The organism is Candidatus Accumulibacter necessarius, assembly GCF_036625085.1.
Genome location: NZ_JAZKUM010000005.1, coordinates 510,607 through 531,921, shown reverse-complemented (window position 1 = coordinate 531,921; position 21,315 = coordinate 510,607). Strand labels below are relative to the sequence as shown.

Sequence of the window (21,315 nt, the reverse complement as noted above, 5' to 3'; positions counted from 1 at the left end):
GGCATCGATTCGGCGCTCACCCTCTGCGTTGCCGTCGATGCGCTCGGTGCGCGGACAAGGTGCGGGCGGTGATGATGCCATCCCCCCTATACGGCCGAACTGAGCCTCAGCGAGGCACGCGAGATGGTGCGTCTGCTCGGCGTGCGCTATGACGAGATCGCCATCGCAGCCGGCTATGGAGGACCCTCGCCGGCATGCTCGAGGGACAGTTCGCCGGCCTGCCGGCGGATACGACAGAGGAGAACCTGCAGGCGCGGCATTCGCGGCATGATCCTCATGGCCCTGTCGAACAAGACCGGCTCGCTGGTGCTGACGACCGGCAACAAATCGGAAATGGCCGTCGGCTACTGCACCCTCTATGGCGACATGGCCGGCGGCTTCGCCGTCATCAAGGACATCGTCAAGACCCTCGTGTATCGCATCTCGCGCTGGCGCAACACCTGTTCGCATGTCATTCCCGAACGCATCATCAGCCGCCCACCATCGGCCGAGCTGAGGCCGGACCAGACCGACCAGGACAACCTGCCGCCCTACGCGGTGCTCGACGCCATCGTCGAGGCCTACATGGAGAAGGACCTCAGCCCGCGCCAGATCATTGCCGAGGGCTTCGCCGCCGCCGACGTGCGACGTGTCGTTCATCTGCTGAAGATCAGCGAGTACAAGCGTCGCCAAGCCCCGGTCGGCATCCGGGTCACGCAACGCGGTTTCGGCAAGGACTGGCGTTACCCGATCACCAACCGCTATCGTGACCCATACTGATCACTTGTCGGGTGCGCGATTTCTGATAGGATTTCCTTGCCCATCTTTCCAGGAGCCGACGCATGAAAAAAATTGAAGCGATCATCAAGCCGTTCAAGCTCGACGAGGTGCGTGAAGCGCTTGTCCGAAATCGGCGTCACCGGCCTGACCGTCACCGAGGTCAAGGGCTTCGGTCGCCAGAAAGGCCACACCGAGCTCTATCGCGGAGCCGAGTATGTGGTCGACTTTCCTGCCAAAAGTGAAGATCGAGAGTGGTCGTCACGGATTCTGCTGCCGAGGGTGCGATCGATGCGATCGTCAAGGCCGCACGCACGGGCAAGATCGGCGACGGCAAGATTTTCGTCAGCAACGTCGAACAGGTCGTGCGCATCCGGACCGGCGAACTCGACGAGTCGGCGATCTAGACGGCTCCGAGTCGTGACGAAGTCTCGCGAGCAGTCCAGGATGCAAGCCGCGAGCGAACGCGAGACGGATCAGACGGATCGGTGAGCGCGAAGGCAGGGTTTCCGCCGCATGCAGCGACGCCGCCGTAGGCGGCCGGCTGCGCAAAGCTCTGGGCGGGAGCGTGAGCAGCGGCAGCCGATCGCCACCGGGCGGCCCTGCGGACGGCTGCGCTTGACTTCAGCAGCACCCAGAGGGCACCGTCGCCACCATCGTTCGGCGGCGCGTGACAGAAGGCCAGCACATCCCGGTGACGACCCAGCCAGGCCTTGACCAACTGCCGCAGGATCGCTTCGCGCCCCCGGCGAGCCGTGGCCGCGCCCATGCACGATGCGCAGGCAACGCTTGCCGGTACTCTGAGTGCCTCGGCGACGAAGCGCGCCACTTCGGCATGCGCCTGCTGCCGGTTCAGTCCGTGCAGGTCGATGTGATCCTGAATGCTCCAGCGGCCCCGACGCAGGTCGCGCAGCACGCTGCGCGGCACGCCGCAACGCAGGAAGGAGTCGGCACCACCCAGGTCGAGCCAGTCATCGATGGCCAACGAACCATGCAGCAGCTCGGCAAGCACCGCCGCTTCGTCGATCTCGCGCTGCCGCGGCCGCGGACTTGGTTTCGGCCCGTCGAGGCTGACGCGGTCGGGCTGCCGCAGGGGCCGCGCACCGTCCACGGCGGCGAGGAAGGCAGCCCGATCCTCCGGACTGTAACGACTGAACTGACTCATCGCCGGCCTCGCGTCTGATGCCCCTGGCGAACGTGCGCACGGTACCTGGCAGCGCCACGGGCGGGCTCTCAGCCCGCCAGGCCGAGGCTGTCGAGGTAGCGCTCGGCATCGAGCGCCGCCATGCAGCCACTGCCGGCAGAGGTGCACGCCTGGCGGTAGATATGGTCCTGCACGTCGCCCGCGGCAAAGACGCCGGCGACCGAAGTCACGGTGGCGTTGCCCTGGTGGCCGCCATGCGTCAGCAGGTAACCGCCTTCCATCGCCAGTTGACCGGCAAAGAGCTCGGTGTTCGGCCGGTGGCCGATGGCGATGAAGACCCCCATCAGCGACAGGTCTTCGGTCTCGTTCGTCAGCTTGCTGCGAATCCGGATTCCGGTTACCCCGGACTGGTCGCCGAGGACCTCGTCGAGGGTGCAGTTCCAGCGAATCGTCACCTTGCCCGCCTTTTCCCGGGCGAACAGCTTGTCCTGCAGGATCTTCTCGCTGCGCAGCCGGTCGCGCCGATGCACCAGCGTCACGTGACTGGCGATGTTGGCCAGATACAGCGCTTCCTCGACGGCAGTGTTGCCGCCACCGATGACTGCCACCGGCTGTTCGCGGTAGAAGAAACCGTCGCAGGTCGCGCAGGCGGACACCCCGCGCCCGGCGAACGCCTCCTCGGACGGCAGCCCCAGGTACTGCGCCGACGCGCCGGTGGCGATGATCAACGCATCGCAGGTGTAGGTGGCCATGTCGCCGACCAGCGTGAAGGGCCTCGCGGTGACGTGCGCCGTGTGGATGTGGTCGAAGATGATCTCGGTCTCGAAGCGCCGGGCGTGCTCCTCGAAGCGCTGCATCAGTTCGGGGCCCTGTACGCCCTGCGCGTCGGCCGGCCAGTTGTCGACGTCGGTCGTGGTCATCAACTGCCCGCCCTGCGCCATGCCGGTGATCAGCACCGGCTTCAGGTTGGCACGTGCAGCATAGACGGCGGCAGTGTAGCCGGCGGGGCCCGATCCGAGGATCAGCAGGCGGCAGTGGCGGGTTTCCTGGCTCATGTTCAGTCACTCTCCTGGGGGGTCAGCGGAAAATTATAACCGCCATCGCTGGCCTGCCTGCTCCGGCCGCGACCACCGGTTAACGTCGAAAACCTGCAAAGTGCCTTATAATCGGCGCGCAAGCCCTTGATAGAAATCATTTCACTTGACGGAAGAATCGCCCATGAACACTCAGGTCGAACAGCCCAGAAGAGGCCCCAGTCTGACCCTGCTGCACAGCATCCCGATTTTTGCCGGCGTCCCCGATTCGCAGCTCGAACAGATCGCCAAGGTTGCCTTTCACCGTCGGGTCGCACGCCAGACGACGATCGTTCGCGCCGGCGACAGCACCGACTCGCTCTACGTCCTGATCAGCGGCGGCGCCAAGGTCCTCAACAGCGACGAAGAGGGGCGCGAAGTGATTCTGACCCTGCTCGGCCCCGGGGAGTTCTTCGGTGAAATGGGATTGATCGATGGCAGCCCGCGTTCGGCCGATGTCGTCGCCACCGAAACCTGCGAGCTGCTGGTGATCACCAAGGGCGATTTCAAGCGCTGCCTGGCGGAGAACTTCGACCTCTGCCTGAACATCATGAAGAGCCTGGTGCAGCGGCTGCGCGAAGCCGACCGCAACATCGAGAGCCTGGCGCTGCTCGACGTTTACGGCCGCGTCGCCAAGCTGCTGCTCGATTTCTCCGAGGAAGAGCGCGGCCAGCGCGTCATTCGCAAACGGGTGACCAAACAGGACATCGCCAAGATGATCGGTGCCTCGCGCGAAATGGTCAGTCGCGTCATGAAGGATCTCGAGAACCGTGGCTACTTCCGTGTCGAGGAAGGTCGCACGGTCATTCTCGACAAGCGATCGCCCTCTTCCGTCAGCGCCCAGCGCTCCTGACAGCCATTTTTCAGAACCCGGCAATGGCATTGTTGAGCAAACTCGGCAGCAGGATCCCCTACCCGTCCCGAACATCGAGCCCGCTGCCGGAGAAGATCGCCGTGCTGCTGCGCGAGTCCCGCTGGCTCGTCCTGATCGTTGTCGTCAGCTTCCTCGCACTCTCGCTCTGGGGTTACGACCGAGCCGATCCCGCTTGGTCGCACGCCGTCCACAGCAGCATGCTGCACAACCCGGCCGGGCGCAGCGGCGCTTGGCTGGCCGATGTACTGCTGTACCTCTTCGGCCTCTCGGCATGGTGGTGGATCCTCCTCCTGCTGGTCACCGTCGGCTGGGGCTACCGCCGGCTCGAGGGACAGCACGCCGGCGACCGACGGCCGCTGCTGATCTCGCTCGCCGGTTTCGTCGTCCTCATCGTCGCCAGCAGCGGCCTCGAGACGCTGCGCTTCTACACCATCAAGGCCAGCCTGCCGGTCGGCCCCCGGTGGCGTCATCGGCATCGAACTGGGCGCCTTCGCCGTCCGCTACCTCGGCTACACGGGCGCCACCCTGGCACTGGTGGCGATGCTCTTGCTCGGCTGGAGCATCTTCACCGGCATGTCGTGGATCACTGCCGCGGAACGGGTCGGCACGCTGTTCGAGCGCGTGCTGCTGGCGATATACGGCCTCTACGGACGCTGGCAGGATCGGCGCATCGGTCGCGAGGTGGCGCGCGAGCGCGAAGCCGTGGTCGAACTCGAGAAGAAGCGTGGCGACAGCCATGAGCCGACGCCGGTAGAGGTGCCGCCGGCGGCCGCCCGGACCGCGTCGCGACCGGCGAAGAGCGGTCGCGACGCTGCGGTCGAACCGGTCTTGGGCGCGGCGGTGGCGGCCGATCCGGTCAATCGACCAGGGAGCCAGCCGAGCCCTTCCTGGGCGACGCGGCGAGTTCGCCCCTGCCAACTGACGACGCGGACAGGACCGGTCGCCAGGCGCGAACCGGCAGCACCCGCCGCACGCGTCCTGCCAGCGAAAGTGGAGAAGCGGATCGACCGCGAAAGGCAGCCACCGCTGTTCCCGGAGGCAGTCGAGGGAGGCATGCTGCCACCGCTGCACCTGCTGGAACCGGCGCCACCGCAGAGTGCCCGCGTCAGCCCCGAGACCGTCGAATACACCTCGCGGCTGATCGAACGCAAGCTGGCCGACTTCGGCGTCCAGGTCGCCGTGACCGCTGCCTACCCCGGGCCGGTCGTCACACGCTACGAAATCGAGCCGGCGGTGGGCGTCAAGGGCGCCCAGATCCTCAACCTGGCGAAGGATCTGGCGCGCTCGCTGTCGCTCATTTCGGTGCGCGTGGTGGAGACGGTACCCGGCAAGTCGTCGATGGCACTCGAGCTTCCGAACCCGAAGCGACAGACGGTTCGCCTGCTGGAGATCATTGCCAGCAAGGAATACAGCGACATGAACTCGCCGCTGACGATGACCCTCGGCAAGGACATCGGTGGCCAGCCGCTGGTCGTCGACCTGGCCAAGATGCCGCACCTGCTGGTGGCCGGAACGACCGGTTCCGGCAAGTCGGTCGGCATCAACGCGATGATCCTGTCGCTGCTCTACAAGTCGGAGCCCGACCAGGTGCGGCTCATCCTGGTCGACCCCAAGATGCTCGAACTGTCGATCTACGAGGGCATCCCGCACCTGCTGGCGCCAGTCGTCGTTGACATGAAACAGGCCGCCAACGCGCTCAACTGGTGCGTCGGCGAGATGGACAAGCGCTACAAGCTGATGTCGGCCATGGGAGTGCGCAACATCGCCGGTCTCAACCAGCGCATCCGCGATGCCGCGCGAAATGGTGAAAAGATTGCCAATCCGGTGTCGCTGACTCCCGACTCACCCGAGCCACTGAGCACCCTGCCCTACATCGTCGTCGTCATCGACGAACTGGCGGACCTGATGATGGTCGCCGGCAAGACCGTCGAACAGCTCATCGCCCGCCTCGCCCAGAAGGCCCGCGCCTCGGGAATCCACCTGATTCTCGCGACGCAGCGACCATCGGTCGATGTCATCACCGGCCTGATCAAGGCCAACATCCCGACCCGCATCTCGTTCCAGGTCTCGTCGAAGATCGACTCGCGCACGATCCTCGACCAGATGGGTGCCGAGACCCTGCTCGGCCAGGGTGACATGCTCTATCTCGCTCCGGGCACCGGCTACCCGACGCGTGTCCATGGTGCCTTCGTCGCCGACGACGAGGTGCACCGGGTGGTCGACCACCTGAAGAAGACCGGCGCGCCGGATTACGTCGACGCGGTCCTCATCGGCAGCGGTAGCGATGAGGACGCCGATGCCGGCGGCGCTGACAACGGCGGCCTCGACACCGATGGTGAGGCTGATCCCGTCTATGATCAGGCCGTCGAGGTGGTGCTGAAGAACCGCCGCGCTTCGATCTCGCTCGTGCAGCGACACCTGCGGATCGGCTACAACCGGTCCGCCCGCCTCATCGAGGCGATGGAGAAGGCCGGGCTGGTTTCGGCCATGGATGCGCGCGGCGGCCGCGAAGTTCTCGCGCGCAAGGATGACGAATGAACTGGCGCCTGCCGCTTTGCCTGACCCTCTGCGTCCTGTTTGCGGCCAGCCCGGCTCGTGCCGCAGCCATCGACAAGCTGCAGCACTTTCTCGACACGACGCAGAACGCTGCGCGCCGATTTCGCGCAGACCGTCGTCGCGCGCAACGGTCGGCTGCCGCAGAAATCGAGCGGGGTCATGATGTTCTGGCGTCCGGGCAAGTTCCGCTGGCAGATCGACAAACCCTACAGCCAGCTCGTCATCGGCGATGGCGAGAAGATCTCGATCCATGACCCGGACCTGCGCCAGGTCACCGTCCGCAAGGCCGGCGCCGCGCTCGGCGGAACACCGGCCTCGCTGCTCGCCGGCGAGCGCACGATCGACCGCGACTTCAGCCTGCGCGAAGCCGGTGAACGGGACGGGATCGAGTGGCTGGAGGCCACCCCCAGGGCCGCCGACAGCGGCTTCGAAAAGGTGCGCGTCGGCTTCGCCGGCAACGAACTGCGGGCGATGGAACTGCTCGACACCCTGGGCCAGACGACGATGCTGGTCTTTTCGCGAGTCGAGATCAACCCCCGCCTGCCGCCCTCGCTGTTCCGCTTCACGCCCCCGGCCAACACCGACGTGATCGGCGACTGAGAACTCGTGCGATCATGCTTGACTTGAAGTTGCCGCCCCGTATAATGCGCACTTCCCTGAAATCACGTGCAGCTTGGGCGTTGATGAAGGCGCGTAGCTCAGCTGGTTAGAGCACCACCTTGACATGGTGGGGGTCGTTGGTTCGAGTCCAATCGCGCCTACCAGGCGTATCGCCAGTGCCAGCACGGTGCCGGGCAGACGTCCTTGGGAGAGCAGGCAAGTAGTTGCAGAGAACATGATCAAGCCGCCGCGGGCGGTTTTTTTGTTGACGCACCTCCCAGCGTCTGGTGATGACTTGCGGCTATGCCATCGACGCGCAATGCGATAACATGGCTCGACAGTGGCGAGAGCCCGGAGGGCGGCGGACCTCACCTGAGCACCTTGTCCGGACCTGCTGGCATGAGCCAGACCAACCCGCTCAAGCCACTTCCCAGTGGTCGGTGGCCCGTCAAAAAAGTGAAGGAGTGAGAAACATGGATAAGCCCGGCGAACGAGTTGACACTGAGACCGAGGCCACCCTGCTGTCGGCCTCACCGGATCAGTACATGTCTCCCAGGCAGATCGCCTTCTTCCGCCGCCGGTTGCTTGCCGAAGAGCAGGCACTGCTGTCGGCCGTCAAGGCGACGGCGGGCCACCTGCAGGAAGCGGAAATCAGTTCGGACTGGAACGACCGCGCCAGCGCAGAAGAAGAGCACACGCTCGAGCTGCGCGTCAGGGACCGCGAGAGAAAGCTGCTGCGGAAAATCCGTGACGCGCTGCAGCGCATCGATGAGGGCAACTACGGTTGGTGTGAGGAGACCGGCGAACCGATCGGCATCGCGCGCCTGCTCGCCCGGCCAACGGCCGCGCTGTCCCTCGAAGCGCAGGAACGTCGCGAGCAGTACAAGCGCCGCTTTGGTTGATGAATGGCGACCGAGGCGTCGGCTGTGGTCTTTGCGGATGACCTGCCGCGAACCGGTTGCGTGCCCGGCGACGCGTCGCCTGATCGCAGACTGGCTGGTGCCGGCTTATGCTGATGGCTAGCGCGGTGGCTCACGGAGAACTCGGAAGATCAACATGAAATTGCGCGCAAGCAGATGTCCGCAGCCGGGCGGCCACCGGACGGCAGTGCGCCAACAGGTATCGGCAACCGTGCTGTTCGCCGATATCTGCGGCAGTACCCGCTTGTTCGAAAAATATGGTGATTGGCAGGCAAGCGACAGATCGAGAGCCGGGTATCCTCGAGTTGCTCCAGGCAAAAACCGCAGAGTTCGACGGTACGGTGGTCAAAACCATCGGCGATGAGATCATGAGCCGCTTTCCGGACGCGGCAGCGGGCCTTGCAGGCTGCCTGTGAAATGCACTCCGTGCAATCAAGGACGATCCGTACCCTTGCTGGAATTCAACATCGCCGTCCGGATCGGTCTGCAGCACGGGCCCGTACTCGTCGAGCAGGACGACCTGTTCGGCGACGCGGTCAATGTGGCCGCCCGCATGGTTTCGCTGGCCAAGGCTGACCAGATCATCACCACCCGCGAGACGGTCAGCCAGTTGCCGGACGACCTTGAACAGATGACTCGTAGCCTTGGCCGCTCGTGGGTGCGCGGCAAACAGGATGAGATGGAGATCGTCGAAGTACTCTGGCAGGAACCCTCCAGCCTGACGCAGGTCGTTAGTACGGAACAGCAGGAAGAATTGCGCAGCCTCCTGGTCGCCCGGCTGATCCTCATCTATCGCGGCGCAACCTTCGAAGTAATGCCGAGTTCCCGGATGTTTACCCTCGGACGTGGAGAGAAGAACAATCTGGTGGTAGACAACGACCGGGTGTCCCGCAGTCATGCCGACATCCAGTTCCGCCAGGGCAAGTTTATCCTCGCTGACGGCAGCACCAACGGAACCTATCTATTACTGGACAACGGTGCCCGCTTCTTTGTGCAACGGGAGGAGTTCACTCTGCACGATCGGGGAATCATCTGCCTGGGACAGGCGGTCGCCAACAACTCTCCTGACCTGATCCGCTATGAGTGCATTCAGGCCTGACCACTGTGTACCACCTGGCTACGTTCCAGAAGATCGTCAGCGCCCAGCGACATCTGGCCTCGACAACCCGTCCGGTCACTTTCCCAGTTCCGCCCTCCGATTCCGGCTCGATCGCCCCTTGCTTGCCCGGCGAAATTCGCTATAATGCGCAGCTTGCACAGCGCGAAGGAAGATCGCTCAGCCAAGAGCCGAGCGCCCTACCGCCAAGACCTGTCTGCAGCAACACGGAGTGGTAGTTCAGTTGGTTAGAATACCGGCCTGTCACGCCGGGGGTCGCGGGTTCGAGTCCCGTCCACTCCGCCAGCATCCATAGCAGAAAGCCCAGCCATGACTGGGCTTTCCTGTTTCTGGATCGTCACCTGACGCTGGCCGCAAGGCGACACCTCCCCGCCAGCAGCCTCTCCGCAACCGCCCGCCGCTGTAGTGACAGCCGATCTTGCCGACGCAATTGCTCTCCACCTTCTGCGCGGGTTTGTTCTATAATCATTGGCTTGCAGTCTCACCATTCGACCAGGTGATCCCACGCAGCGGGGATGAACTGGCGCCCACCCGAGAATGAGAACAGGATGTACGGATGACGCCACGAATCGCGTTTGCAGTTGCATTTGCTTTGGCCTGTGTTGCTGCTTCGGCTGACGACGTAGCGAACCAGGGTCTTCCTTTCCCCAATGTCGGTCTTGCCAAGACCGAAAGCATCAATTCAGCCCAGCAGCTCGCAAGCGATGGTGTCTTGCCGGTCGTCGAACTCGTCGCGCCCGTACGGCTCGCCGAGACCATCGATCTGACCTCCGAGCCCGAGGAGTTGTTCCAGCGCATGCGGCAGGGCTTCTCGATGCCCAACATCAACAATGCGCTGGTCCTGCATCACCAGCAGTGGTATCTCAACCACCCGGAGTCCCTGCGCCGCATGGTCGAGCGCAGCAGTCGCTACCTGCATCACATTGTCGAGGAAATTGAGAAGCGTGGCATGCCGATGGAGCTTGCCCTTTTGCCCATGGTCGAAAGCGCCTACAACCCGACGGCCTACTCGCGCAGTCATGCTTCCGGCCTCTGGCAGTTCGTGCCGGCGACCGGCAAGCAATACAAGCTCGAACAGAACTGGTGGGTCGACGAGCGGCGCGACATCGTCGCCTCGACCGCAGCCGCCCTCGAATACCTGCAATACATCTACGATCTGCACGGCGACTGGCACCTCGCGCTTGCCTCCTACAACTGGGGCGAAGGCGCTGTCGGGCGAGCGATCAACAAGAACAAAGCCAATGGTCTGCCAACCGACTACCTGAGCCTGACGATGCCCGAGGAAACTCGGCATTACGTCCCCAAGCTGCAGGCCCTGAAGAACGTCTTCAGCAACCCGAACATTCTCGCCACCCTGAATATCCGCGGTGTTCCCAATCGACCCTATTTCGCGACAGTCACCAAGACAGCCAATATCGACGTGACGCTCGCCGCCCGGCTTGCAGAAATGCCTGTCAAGGAGTTCGTTGCCCTGAACCCGGCGCACAATCGCCCGGTCATCAAGTCCGAAACGCCGATGGTCATCCCGGCGCACAAGGTAGATACCTTCATCAGCAATCTTGAGGCTCACGAGGAGAGCGAAAAGCCGCTTTCCTCGTGGCAGGCCTATACGCTGCGTCCGGGCGAAAAGCTCGAAGAGGTTGCCCCGCGCTTCGGCATGACGGTCGCCAACCTGAAGGCCGTCAATGGCATCAGCGGCAGGATCAGGATGTCTCCCGGGCTCACCCTGCTGGTCGCGGGCCAGGAGGGTGCAGATCCAGCCGACGTCGCCGGACTGCCGGAGCCAAGACTCGTGGCCGAACAGCCGCGGCTGCCGCAGGTGGTAGAGCCAGCGCCGGTCGCGACCGCTCACACGCACACGGTACAGAAGGGCGAAACGCTTCTCAAGGTGGCACAGCGTTACGGCATGACGCTGACGGAGCTGAAACAAATCAACAAGCTGCGCACCGAGCGAGCGACAGCCGGCACCAGGCTGACCGTAGCGACACCCGAGCCAGCCGTCAAACCGGCACCTGCCGGACAACGCACAACCCTTGCCAGGAGCGAGGACGGCAAGCAGGCGTCGCCACGTAGCGACGCGACAGCCATCGCGGTCACGCGCAGCCACGCCGTACGCAAGGGCGAAACGCTTTCAGAGATTGCCAGCCGATACGACATGACACTGGCCGAGCTGAAGCAGATCAACAAGCTGCGGGTCAACCAGGTCAACGCCGGTACCAGACTGGCAGTCGCAGCGCCGGAGCCAGTCAGCAAGCCACTGGCAGGCAAGTCACGCAGCGAGATGGCTGAGGTCGAAAGCCGGCAAGACAAGGCAGCCAGGAGCGGCCGTCAGGACGTGGCCAGGGTCGACGTCAAGACGGCAGAGAAAGCCGCCAACAAGGCCCGCGACGCGTCAGAGCAGACCCGGCCGGGCAGCAAGAAACAGACGAAGCTGGCGCAATACACGATTCGTCGTGGCGATACGCTGGTTTCGATCGCCAAACAGTTCCGGGTCGAGAAGGACGATATCCTGCGCTGGAATCGCATCCAGAGCAACGATCTCAAGCCTGGACAGCGGCTGACCATCCAGCTCGTACAGAATAGCTTCTAGCCTGGAGGGTTTCCCGGCCACAACTGACGCCGCCGAAAGGCGGCGTTCTGCTGCCGGCCGTTACCAGGTGAAGCTAGCGGTAGAGGTGGCAGTTCACCGCATGCGTGGTTGATACGGCAGTCGTCTCGGGATAGCGCTCACGACAAACGGCGCTGGCTTGTCGACAGCGGGGATGAAAGTGGCAACCAGTCGGCGGCTTGGCCGGCGACGGCATCTCACCCGGCAAGTGAATGACCTCCGGCTGCACATCCAGACGCGGGCTCGGCACCGCCGACAGGAGGGCGCGAGTGTAGGGGTGCTGCGGCGAACGCAGCACCTCGTCCACCGTTCCCCGTTCGACGATGCGGCCGAGGTACATCACCGCCACCTCGTGCGCGAGGTGATCGACGACGGCGAAGTTATGGGTGATGAACAGGTAGGCGAGGCGAAGATCGGCCTGCAGCGTCGCCAGCAAATTGAGAATCTGTGCCTGCACCGACACGTCGAGCGCCGAGGTTGGTTCGTCGCAGATCACCAGGTCGGGCTGCACGGCGAGCGCGCGGGCAATCGCGATCCGCTGCCGCTGACCACCGGAAAACTCGTGCGGATAGCGCCCGGCTGCCTCCGGAGCCAGTCCCACCTGTTCCAGAACGGCGGCGATGGCGGCCCCGTTACCCTGCCCCGTCGCATCAAACCCGAGCGCCCGCATGCCCTCGCCAATGATCTCACCGACCGAAAGCCGTGGATTAAGCGAAGCAAAGGGGTCCTGGAAGATCATCTGCATGCGCCGACGCAATGGCCGCTGGGCGCGGCGCGACTGGGCGCCGAGAGCCTGCCCGAGCAACTGCACGCGGCCGCCACTGGCCGGGATCAGTTGCAGGATCGCCTTGCCGACTGTCGTCTTGCCGCAACCCGACTCGCCGACCAACGCCAGTGTGCGGCCCGATGCCAGTTCGAGCGAGACGCCATCGACCGCTCGCACGTAACCAACGGTGCGCTGCAGGAGGCCGCGTCGAATCGGAAAATGCACGCGCAGATCCTCGACCGCAAGCAGCGCAGGCGCTTGCCCGCCGACAGCGCCATGGGCAGCGACCACGGCCGCGCCGATATCCCCGCGCCCCGCGCCCTCCTGGCCATCGAGATGGCAGCGCAGACGATGCCCGACTGCCACCTGCCGCCAGGCCGGCGCCTGTTGACGACACAGATCCCAGGCGTGCGGGCAACGGGCCGCGAAACGACAGCCGCCGGGCATCTCTGACAGCGGTGGCACCTGCCCCGGAATGGTCTCCAGCCTGCCGCCGCGGCGGGCCAGATCGGGCAAGGCAGCGAACAGCTTGCGCGTATACGGGTGCTGCGGCGATGAAAAGAAGGCTTCGCGTGGCGCTTCCTCGACGATCTCGCCAGCGTACATGACACCGACGCGGGTGGCCATCTGGGCCACCACACCGAGGTCGTGGGTGATCAGCAGCATGCCCATAGCCCGATCGACCTGCAAGCGACGTAGCAGGTCGAGGATCTGTGCCTGGATGGTGACGTCAAGTGCAGTCGTCGGCTCGTCGGCGATCAGCAGGCGTGGATTGCCTGCCAGCGCGACCGCGATCATCACCCGCTGCTTCATGCCGCCGGAAAGCTGGAAGGGATATTCGCCAAGCCGGCGGCCCGGGTCGGCAATGCCGACCGCCGTCAGCAGTTCGAGCGACCGTTCCCGCGCCGCCTGCCCGGCAAGCCCGAGGTGGCGTTCGAGTACCTCGCCCAGCTGGTGACCGACGGTCAGCACCGGGTTGAGGCTGGTCGCCGGCTCCTGAAAAATCATCGCCATGCCGCGGCCGCGAACGCCACGCATCTCGGCTTCGGACAAGCACAGCAGATCGCGTCCCTCGAATGACACTTCGCCGCCGGCGATCCGCCCGGCAGCCGGCAGCAGGCGCAGCAGCGCCAGCGCCGTCGCCGACTTGCCGCACCCCGACTCGCCGAGCAGAGCCAGCGTCTCGCCGGCAGCAAGCCGGAAGCCGATGCCGTCGACCGCCGGCAGCAGCGAGCGCCCACTGACAAAGGCGATACGCAGATCGCGCACGCACAGCAACACGTCTTCAGCCAATTCCGCCTCCTGGCTCATGCCGACCCCGCCAGACGCGGATCGAACGCATCGCGCACGGCATCGGCGAGCAGATTCGCCGCCAGCACCAGCGTGAACATGAAGACGAAAGCCGCCGCCAGCGACCACCAGACCATCGGTTCACGGGCGAGCTCCAGGCGGGCATTGTTGATCATCGTGCCGAAGCTGATCATGGTCGGATCGACGCCGATGCCGACGTAGGACAGCACTGCTTCGGCCAGCACAAGGCTGGAAAAGTCCATGACCAGCGCGATGATCACGATGTGCATCAGGTTGGGCAGAATGTGGCGCGCGATGATCCGCAGATCGGCAACGCCAAAGGCCTGCGCCGCCTGAATGTACTCGAGTTCGCGCAGCTTCAGCGTCTCGCCGCGCAGCAGCCGGCACAGCCCGGTCCAGCTGGTCACCCCGAGGATGAAGCACAGCGCCAGCAGGCGCAGGTCGGCGCGCTCGGCGGCGGTGGCGAACCACTGCGGATGGGTGTCGATCACCACCTGCATCATCAGCACGGCGGCAGCGATCAGCAGCACACCGGGAATCGAGCTGAGCGTCGTGTATAGGTACTGGATCAGGTCGTCGACCCAGCCACGGAAGTAGCCGGCGATGACCCCGAGCAAAATCGACAGCGGCAACATCACCAGCGTCGTCACCAGCCCGATGACCAGCGCCGTTCGCACGCTCTTCAGCACCTGATAGAGCACATCCTGGCCGACCTTGTCGGTGCCAAAGACATGGTAGTCGACCGCCAGCAGCGCCAGCGGCGAGGCAAGCAGCAGCAACCCGGCAATCGCCGCGAGCACCGCATTCCACGCAAAATCACTCTCGTTTCGCCAGATTTGTCGCCAGGCCTCGCGGTGCGGGCAGCCGGCCCGCCGGGCCAGAGCGGCCGCCGTCGTTGCCGCCAGCGCCCACCAGGCGAGCAGCGCAATGCCCGTGGCGCGCAGGACGCGTTCGCCAATGTCGGCATCGCGCCGTGCCTCGTCGGCGCCGAGGTGCGCGCCGCCATGTTTCAGGCGCGGATAGTCGCGGCTCTGTCGAAGCTGGCCGTCGGCATCGCGCACCTCGACCGACTCCTTGGCGTGCGCACGCGTCGCCAGCGGTTCCGAATAGGTCTTTTCGTTGCGTGTGCGCAATGAGCTCAGGATACTGTCGAGCAGCGACAACACTTCCACCGCGTAAACGGTCGCCTGCTGCTCGCTGCCGGCAGCGCCCTGCCCGGCACTGTGCTCCAGGCGCGGGCGATAGTGGATCGAATCGAGCAGGCCAACGACGACAAAGGCGATCAGCAACGTGGCGGAAGCCATCCCCGCCCGGCTGCGGCCCACCCGCCGCCACGCCGCGACCAGCAGCGGCTTACGCGCCGACAGCATGCCAAGCGCAATGGCACCGACCAGCAGCAGCCAGATCAGCACATCGGACCAGAGGATGACGGGCAGGAAAGGCATCAGCTGAAACGAATCCGCGGGTCGACAAAGGTGTAGGAGAGATCGGTGAGGATCAGTCCGACGATGTAGAGCACCGAGCCGATGAACACCATCGCACGCACGACGGCAAAGTCCTGCGCGTTGATCGCGTCGATCGTGTAGCTGCCCAGCCCAGGGATGCCGAAAAACGATTCAGTCAGCAGGGAGCCCATGAAGAGCAGCGGGATAACGACCACGACCCCGGTCAGGATCGGAATCATCGCGTTGCGCAGAACGTGACGGAACAGCACGGTCACCTCGGATAGCCCCTTGGCACGCGCGGTGCGCACATAGTCCTTGGAGATTTCCTCGATGAAGATGGTGCGATACCAGCGGGTCGACGAACCGATGCCGGAAACGACCCCGATCACCACCGGCAGGATGAGGAACTTCCAGGCGTCGAGACCACCCCCGTAACCCGAGATCGGCACCAGCTTCCAGATCTTGCTCACCAGATACTGGCCACCGATGATGTAGAAAAGGCCCGAGATCGACATCATCGCCACGCAGAGAACGACGCCCCAGAAATCAAGATAGCTGGCGCGGAAGAAGGTCAGCAGCAGGGCAAACGAGACGGTGACCAGCAGGCCGAGGATGAAGGTCGGCAGGGCGATGGCCAGCGAGGGCCCCATCCGGGTGGTGATCTCGCGGGCGATGTCGCGACCGTCCTCGGCCCTCCCGAAATCGCCGGCGAACATGCGCACCGACTTGGTGAAAAAAATGGTGTCGGTGAATATGGCACTGCCGGAAGCCGCCTGGTTGATGAACAGCGGCCGGTCGTAGCCGCGTTCGGCCTTCCAGCGCCCGATGGCTTCCGGCGTCACGCGCTTGACGCCCAGCTGCATGCGCGCCATGTCGTCCGGCGTGTTGACCACGAAGAACAGCGCAAAGGTGATCAGGTTAACGCCGATCAGGATCGGCAGGGCGTAGAGCAGGCGGCGGACGAGGTAAGCGAGCATGGTGGGCGAATATACCTCAAGCCGTGGCGAGTGGCCGCTGCGGCGCGATCGGAGCGCGCATCAGCGGGCCGTGCTGCGTTCACGACGGCGATACGCGATCGCCGCCGGCAGCAGGACAGCCCCCAGGACCACGGTCGCCGCTGCCAGCGGCCAGAGCACCGGTCGATTCCATTCCTCGCGCAAACGTTCCCGCTGGGCCACGTCGACACGCTGATACTTGAGGATGTTATTGCCAACATCGGTCGGCTTTCGGTTGTGCAGCCAGACATGTCCCAGCGTGTAGCTTTTCGGGTGAAAGCCGTAGATCCACGGCGCATCGTGCTGCAGCAGCGCGATCGCCTGTCGGATGATCGCCAGCCGCTCGCCGGCGCGCGGACCGTCGCTCTCCATGTTCTTCATCTGCTCGAATAGGCGGTCGAACTGTGGATTGGCGTAATTGGAGGCGTTCTCGCCGGCCTTTGCCACCTTGCCCTCCGACCCCGCGAGCAGGAACAGGAAGTTCTCCGGATCGGGATAATCGGCATTCCAGCCGAGGTAATAGAGTTGCACCGCCCCCTTGCGCACCTTCTCCTGAAAGCGGTTGAAGTCGGTCGACCGCACCACGAGCTGGATGTCGAGCTTGGCGAACTGCCGCGTCAGCCAGTCCAGGCGCGACTTTTCCCCCATGCCGCCGGTGGTCGTGTCGAGATTCAGGACCAGCGGCTCACCGCTGGTGGCATGGCGACCATTCGGCCAGCCAGCCTCGGCGAGCAGCTTCTTCGCCTCTGCCACCGGCTTGCGCTGCGGCCGCCCGTCGACCCAGTCGTAGACCACCGGGTTGCTGCCCTCCTTGCCTTCGAGATAGCCGAAGATCCCCGGCGGCAGCGGACTGGTCGCCGCAATGCCGCGGCCGTTCATGAAGATCGAGATGAATTCCTCCTGATCGATGACCATAGACAACGCCTGCCGCAGCTTCGTCGGCTGCTCGGCGAGGCCACCAACCACCGGGTCGAGCATGTTGAAGCCCATGTAGAAGATCGACGCCCGCACGCTGGTCAGCAAACGGATGCCCTTGTCGCGCATCTCGTCGGTCAACTGTACGTCGCCGCCAACTCCGAGGCGCACCGCCTGGTCGAAGCTGTCCGAGGAGATGCCGGAGGCATCGTAGTAGCCCTGCAGGAACTTGTTCCAATAGGGAATGCTCTCCTTCTCGCGCGAATAGATCGCCTGCTCAATGAACGGCAGCGGCTTGCCGCAATCGGCCAGCAAGCCGGCCGCCCCGTCTTCGGGCTCGCCATGACAGGGATAGGTCTCGCCGTGGAAGTTCGGATTGCGGTCGAGAATCATGCGGCTGTTGGGGTCGTTCTGCGTCAGCATGAAGGGACCAGTGCCCACCGGATACCAGTCGAGTGTCAGGTTCTTCCCGGCCATCCCGGGCTGATGGTAGAAACGGTCGACCTCGCGTGGCACCGGTGCGAAGAAGGGCATCGCCAGCCAATAGACGAACTGCGGATACTTGCCGCGCAGCCTGATGCGATAGGTGTAGCGATCGATGCGGCTGGCGCCGGCCAACGGCAGACGATCGAGATCCAGCCAGGCGCCGGACGGCAGGGCGCTGGCCTCTGCCTGCAAGGCAGCGCCGAGCTCGCGCAGGCCAACGATGCGCTCGGCCATCATGCTGAAGATCGGCGAATGCAGGCGCGGATGCGCCAGTCGCTTTATCTGGTAGATATAGTCGTCGGCAATCAGTTCGCGCGTGCCGGTTTGCGGGAAATCGGTGATCTTCTCAATCCCGCGCAGCTCCTCGCGATCGAGATCCCGATACAGCGGCTGGCCAGCGGCATCGACGGCAAAAGCCGGGTGCGGCTGATAGCGGATCCCCGGGCGAATACGAATATCGTAGACGCTGTGCGCAATCGCCGCCAGTGGCGCATCGGCCGGCAACTCCTGGCCATGTTCGTTGTAATAACGTGGCACAGGTACGGCATCGCTGGTCAGCGGAATCAGCGTGTACGGGCGCTTCAGGTAGTGATACTGCAGTGGCGGTTCGTAGATCTGCGCCGTGAAGGTGATTTCGTCCTCACTGTAGGATTGCACCGGGTCGAGATGCTTGGGGCGATCGGTGAATGCCGAATACAGGATGTTCCTGCCGCGCTCGGCGCGCGGGTAGGGATCGTTCTGCTCGCTGCCACAGGCAGTGAGCAGGAGCAGCAGGACGATGAAGGCGAAACGGAAAACAGGCATGGGACGGCAGTGTAGCGCGAAGTCCGCCCGATTGGGTCGGCCGAAGGAGCCGGGGCCGACGGCCGGTGCCCGACGACGATCGCCGACGACCGGGTGGAATCCTTTATAATCGTGCGGTCAAGCTGATCTGAACAAGAACCTGCCAACAAGCCAATTTCAGTTACCGGAGAACCCATGGGATTCCTTGCCGACAAGCGTATTTTGATCACCGGGGTGCTGTCCAAGCACTCGATCGCCTACGGCATCGCGAGGGCCTGCCACCGGGAAGGCGCGCAACTGGCTTTCACCTATCAGAGCGAGCGCTTCAAGGATCGCCTCGCCAAGTTCGCCAAGGAATTCGACAGCACCTTGGTCTTTCCCTGTGACGTCGCCGAGGACGCAGAGATCGCGCAGTTGTTCGCCGACCTGGGCCAGCACTGGGAAGGCCTCGAAGGGCTGGTGCATTCGATCGCCTACGCCCCCGGCGAAGCGATCGAAGGCGACTTTCTCGACGGCATCACCCGCGACGCCTTCCGCATCGCGCATGATGTCTCGTCCTACAGCTACCCGGCGCTGGCCAAGGCCGCCCGGCCGCTGCTGCTGCAAGGCCGCAACCCTGCCCTGCTCGCGCTTTCCTACCTTGGCGCCGAACGCACTCTGCCGAACTACAACACCATGGGCCTCGCCAAGGCCAGCCTCGAAGCCGCCACCCGCTACCTCGCCTTCTGCCTCGGTCCGCAAGGCATCCGTGCCAACGCCATCTCGGCCGGCCCGATCAAGACGCTGGCCGCTTCCGGCATCGGCAACTTCTCACGCCTGCTCGCCTACAACGCACACAACGCACCGCTACGCCGCAACATCACCATCGACGAAGTCGGCAACGCTGCCGCCTTCATGCTCTCTGACCTCGCCAGCGGCATCACCGGCGAGATCATGTACGTCGATGGCGGACTGAATACAACGGCGCTGGGGAATCCGGAACCGCTGCCCGCCTGAACGGGGGCGCAATCGCCACGCGAAGCGGCCATCGCACAGGACTCTTGCAGAAGGGATCCACAGTATCCCCGTGCAGCCTTTTCACAGCCGGTCGACAACACCCCCGGCAGGGCTCGCCCACCGGCAAGCCACGCGCTCAAGCTGCCCACCCTTGTATGCTCACTCCGACGCGGAAGAAAGTCGCACCGCTGCCAACGCTTGCCATGCTCGCCTGGTTGCCCATGTCGGAATGGAGCGGGTGTGACCATTCCTCCCCGACGCGCCGGGCGATAGTTCCGGGGACGATAGTTCCGGGGACAGTATACTAAATTCCAGCCGCTGCTTGCCGCGCCCGTCTCGACGCTCCTCGGCCATCTGCTGTTGGAACGAGCAATTTTGTATACTGTCCCTGTAATTCATCGGCCGGCGTGCGCTACTGAGCGTGCGCGGCAGCCGGGGACGATGACCTGCAGCTGATGCAGCAAGCCCGCTCCGCGCCGGCGCTCAGTCCGTCCGCGTGCGCTGTTCCTGCTGCTTCTTGATCAGCTGCTGCAGCACCGCCACCAGCGCGGCGCCGCTCATGCCCACCATCAGGACGCCATTGACCGCCTCCAGCGGCCCGAGCAGTTTCCAGACCTTGCTCATGACGATGTCGCCATAGCCCAGCGAGGCGAAATTCACCCCCGAGTGGTAGACGGCCTCGTAGAACTCGGTGAACTCGCCCAGCGCCAGGAACAGGCAGCCCCACAGCGTGATCTGGAGAAGGTTGCCGGCGGTCAGGATCAGCATCACGAAAAGAAGTGGACGTACCTGGACGCGCGCGCCGGTGGCGGCGATCCTGTCCGATGCGCGCAGGTAGTAGCGAATGCTCCAGAAGGTGAACAACACCTGCAGGATCAGGCAGAGCAGCATGGTCGGCAGGCCGACAAGCAGATTGGGCAGCATCGTTTCTCTCCTATTTTCAGCCGTGGTCGAAGAACAGCGCCTGGCGGCGCGTGGTGCGCCAGCGTTCGAGCAGCCAGACCATCGCCCAGGCGTACAGCGAGACACCGACGAAAAGTGCCGACGCGCACCGCCGACGCCTGCAGGACGGCGCTGCCGTTGGCGCTGTCCTCGATCGCCGGCCCGAGCAGGATGATCGTCGTCACCAGCGCGTTGTTCCAGAAAGCCGGCGGGTACGCGGTCGGCACGACGCGGTAGAGGCGTGCGCCGACCCACAGCGCGGCGCCCGCCATCCACAGCACCAGCATCCACAGGTTGGCCCACAGCGACAGGCCGACCCAGACGACCAGCGCGATGCCGGCCGCGGCCAGCGTCGACCCCACCAGTTCCACGCCGGCCTTGCGCGTGTCGGTCGAACCCGCCTGCTGGCCGAGCTGGGCGCTCTTCATGATCGTCGCCAGGTAGGACGACGGGTCGGTCAGCGCCAGCACGAAGGGCGGCAGCACCACCAGCATGCCGCGCAGCGCGATCCAGCTCGCCGTCTCGCGGTCGATGGCGGGCGGCGCCTTCTTTGCGGCCGGCTGCGGCGGATCGGGGAAGAAGGCGTGCGAGACGCCGCCGACCAGGCTGCCGAGGGCGAAGCCGGCCGCCAGCGTCACGGCGATGGCGGTCACCAGGCCTGCTCGGCGACGCCGGCGACCGGAATCATCGTGAAGGCGACGACGAGCACCATGGTCAGCGGATTGCCGGTGCGGATGCCGGCGAAGAACAGCCCGTAGAGGATGACGCCGGTCAGCAGGACACCGGCCAGCGCGTAGTTCTCGAGCAGCGGCACCATCAGCACGCCCACCGACACCAGCGCGGCGAGCACGGCGGCGATCGCCGCGCCCTTGCCAGCGGCAGCGGCGGGCCCGGCTTGGTCAGCACGAGGACGGCCATCAGGCAGACGACATAGGGCAGCGGCAGCGGCAGCGCCCGTAGGCGACCAGCACGGCGAGGCCGAGACCGACCGCCAGCCGCAGCACCGCCTTGTCCGCCGGGGCGATCAT

18 protein-coding genes, 2 tRNA genes and 3 pseudogenes are annotated in these 21,315 nt (G+C 64.6%); 14 read left to right on the top strand and 9 right to left on the bottom strand.

What is annotated here, in order from left to right; translation table 11 throughout:
- Window positions 1-99: 99 nt before the first annotated feature.
- Window positions 100-759: an NAD(+) synthase gene (gene nadE / locus V5B44_RS16355; RefSeq protein WP_332360067.1), complete on the top strand. Its 660-nt coding sequence runs from the start codon at window positions 100-102 to the stop codon at window positions 757-759.
- Window positions 760-821: 62 nt separating this feature from the next.
- Window positions 822-1,163 (top strand): annotated as a pseudogene (locus V5B44_RS16350) (P-II family nitrogen regulator).
- Here V5B44_RS16350 and V5B44_RS16345 read toward each other — a convergent pair.
- Window positions 1,160-1,921, bottom strand: a complete 762-nt coding sequence (locus V5B44_RS16345; RefSeq protein ID WP_332360044.1) for a Smr/MutS family protein — start codon at window positions 1,919-1,921, stop codon at window positions 1,160-1,162. The pseudogene V5B44_RS16350 and the gene V5B44_RS16345 overlap by 4 nt on opposite strands.
- A 68-nt stretch (window positions 1,922-1,989) precedes the next feature.
- Window positions 1,990-2,955: a thioredoxin-disulfide reductase gene (gene trxB, locus V5B44_RS16340; RefSeq protein ID WP_287697848.1), complete on the bottom strand. Its 966-nt coding sequence runs from the start codon at window positions 2,953-2,955 to the stop codon at window positions 1,990-1,992.
- 163 nt (window positions 2,956-3,118) lie between these two features.
- On the opposite strand from trxB, the gene V5B44_RS16335 reads away from it, so the two are divergent.
- The 11 genes and pseudogenes from V5B44_RS16335 to V5B44_RS16285 all read left to right on the top strand — a co-directional run bounded on the left by V5B44_RS16335 (window position 3,119) and on the right by V5B44_RS16285 (window position 11,630).
- Window positions 3,119-3,826 (top strand): Crp/Fnr family transcriptional regulator, encoded by a 708-nt coding sequence (locus V5B44_RS16335; protein WP_287697849.1) that lies wholly within the window; start codon window positions 3,119-3,121, stop codon window positions 3,824-3,826.
- A gap of 23 nt (window positions 3,827-3,849) precedes the next feature.
- Window positions 3,850-4,242 (top strand): annotated as a pseudogene (locus V5B44_RS16330) (DNA translocase FtsK 4TM domain-containing protein); the annotation flags it as partial.
- Between the two features lie 73 nt (window positions 4,243-4,315).
- Window positions 4,316-4,393 (top strand): annotated as a pseudogene (locus V5B44_RS16325) (hypothetical protein); the annotation flags it as partial.
- A 27-nt stretch (window positions 4,394-4,420) separates the two neighbouring features.
- Complete coding sequence (locus V5B44_RS16320) at window positions 4,421-6,385, top strand: DNA translocase FtsK (protein ID WP_332360043.1); 1,965 nt, start codon at window positions 4,421-4,423, stop codon at window positions 6,383-6,385.
- Window positions 6,386-6,442: 57 nt separating this feature from the next.
- Window positions 6,443-7,003: a LolA family protein gene (locus V5B44_RS16315; RefSeq protein WP_332360066.1), complete on the top strand. Its 561-nt coding sequence runs from the start codon at window positions 6,443-6,445 to the stop codon at window positions 7,001-7,003.
- Window positions 7,004-7,090: 87 nt separating this feature from the next.
- Window positions 7,091-7,167: transfer RNA gene (locus V5B44_RS16310), tRNA-Val, on the top strand.
- A gap of 309 nt (window positions 7,168-7,476) precedes the next feature.
- The gene (dksA, locus tag V5B44_RS16305; protein WP_332360042.1) at window positions 7,477-7,905 is read left to right on the top strand and encodes an RNA polymerase-binding protein DksA; all 429 of its coding nucleotides are present in this window, start codon (window positions 7,477-7,479) and stop codon (window positions 7,903-7,905) included.
- Between the two features lie 275 nt (window positions 7,906-8,180).
- The gene (locus V5B44_RS16300; protein ID WP_332360041.1) at window positions 8,181-8,339 is read left to right on the top strand and encodes a hypothetical protein; all 159 of its coding nucleotides are present in this window, start codon (window positions 8,181-8,183) and stop codon (window positions 8,337-8,339) included.
- A gap of 35 nt (window positions 8,340-8,374) precedes the next feature.
- Window positions 8,375-9,022, top strand: a complete 648-nt coding sequence (locus V5B44_RS16295) for an adenylate/guanylate cyclase domain-containing protein (protein ID WP_332360040.1) — start codon at window positions 8,375-8,377, stop codon at window positions 9,020-9,022.
- A gap of 226 nt (window positions 9,023-9,248) precedes the next feature.
- Window positions 9,249-9,325 (top strand) — tRNA-Asp (locus V5B44_RS16290).
- A 271-nt stretch (window positions 9,326-9,596) separates the two neighbouring features.
- Window positions 9,597-11,630 (top strand): LysM peptidoglycan-binding domain-containing protein, encoded by a 2,034-nt coding sequence (locus V5B44_RS16285; RefSeq protein ID WP_332360039.1) that lies wholly within the window; start codon window positions 9,597-9,599, stop codon window positions 11,628-11,630.
- A gap of 73 nt (window positions 11,631-11,703) precedes the next feature.
- On the opposite strand, the gene V5B44_RS16280 is transcribed toward V5B44_RS16285, so the two are convergent.
- From V5B44_RS16280 to V5B44_RS16265, 4 genes are read right to left on the bottom strand one after another with little or no spacing between them, the layout of a single operon-like run.
- Complete coding sequence (locus V5B44_RS16280; RefSeq protein WP_434735464.1) at window positions 11,704-13,725, bottom strand: ABC transporter ATP-binding protein; 2,022 nt, start codon at window positions 13,723-13,725, stop codon at window positions 11,704-11,706.
- The gene (locus V5B44_RS16275; RefSeq protein ID WP_332360038.1) at window positions 13,722-15,170 is read right to left on the bottom strand and encodes an ABC transporter permease; all 1,449 of its coding nucleotides are present in this window, start codon (window positions 15,168-15,170) and stop codon (window positions 13,722-13,724) included. Before V5B44_RS16275 ends, V5B44_RS16280 begins: the two co-directional genes overlap by 4 nt.
- Complete coding sequence (locus V5B44_RS16270) at window positions 15,170-16,147, bottom strand: ABC transporter permease (RefSeq protein ID WP_332360037.1); 978 nt, start codon at window positions 16,145-16,147, stop codon at window positions 15,170-15,172. Before V5B44_RS16270 ends, V5B44_RS16275 begins: the two co-directional genes overlap by 1 nt.
- Window positions 16,148-16,207: 60 nt before the next feature.
- A complete protein-coding gene (locus V5B44_RS16265; protein ID WP_332360036.1) occupies window positions 16,208-18,370 on the bottom strand; it encodes an ABC transporter substrate-binding protein in 2,163 nt (720 codons plus the stop codon).
- Between the two features lie 174 nt (window positions 18,371-18,544).
- Here V5B44_RS16265 and fabI point away from each other — a divergent pair, with 174 nt between their 5' ends.
- Window positions 18,545-19,345 (top strand): enoyl-ACP reductase FabI, encoded by an 801-nt coding sequence (gene fabI, locus V5B44_RS16260; RefSeq protein ID WP_332360035.1) that lies wholly within the window; start codon window positions 18,545-18,547, stop codon window positions 19,343-19,345.
- 483 nt (window positions 19,346-19,828) lie between these two features.
- Here the strand turns inward: fabI and V5B44_RS16255 are convergent, their stop codons facing one another.
- From V5B44_RS16255 to V5B44_RS16245, 3 genes are read right to left on the bottom strand one after another with little or no spacing between them, the layout of a single operon-like run.
- Window positions 19,829-20,269: an ion channel gene (locus tag V5B44_RS16255; protein WP_332360034.1), complete on the bottom strand. Its 441-nt coding sequence runs from the start codon at window positions 20,267-20,269 to the stop codon at window positions 19,829-19,831.
- Window positions 20,221-20,940 carry a hypothetical protein gene (locus tag V5B44_RS16250; RefSeq protein ID WP_332360033.1) on the bottom strand — a complete coding sequence of 240 codons (720 nt, stop codon included), beginning with the start codon at window positions 20,938-20,940 and terminating at the stop codon, window positions 20,221-20,223. Before V5B44_RS16250 ends, V5B44_RS16255 begins: the two co-directional genes overlap by 49 nt.
- Complete coding sequence (locus tag V5B44_RS16245) at window positions 20,937-21,137, bottom strand: hypothetical protein (protein WP_332360032.1); 201 nt, start codon at window positions 21,135-21,137, stop codon at window positions 20,937-20,939. Before V5B44_RS16245 ends, V5B44_RS16250 begins: the two co-directional genes overlap by 4 nt.
- Window positions 21,138-21,315: the final 178 nt, after the last annotated feature.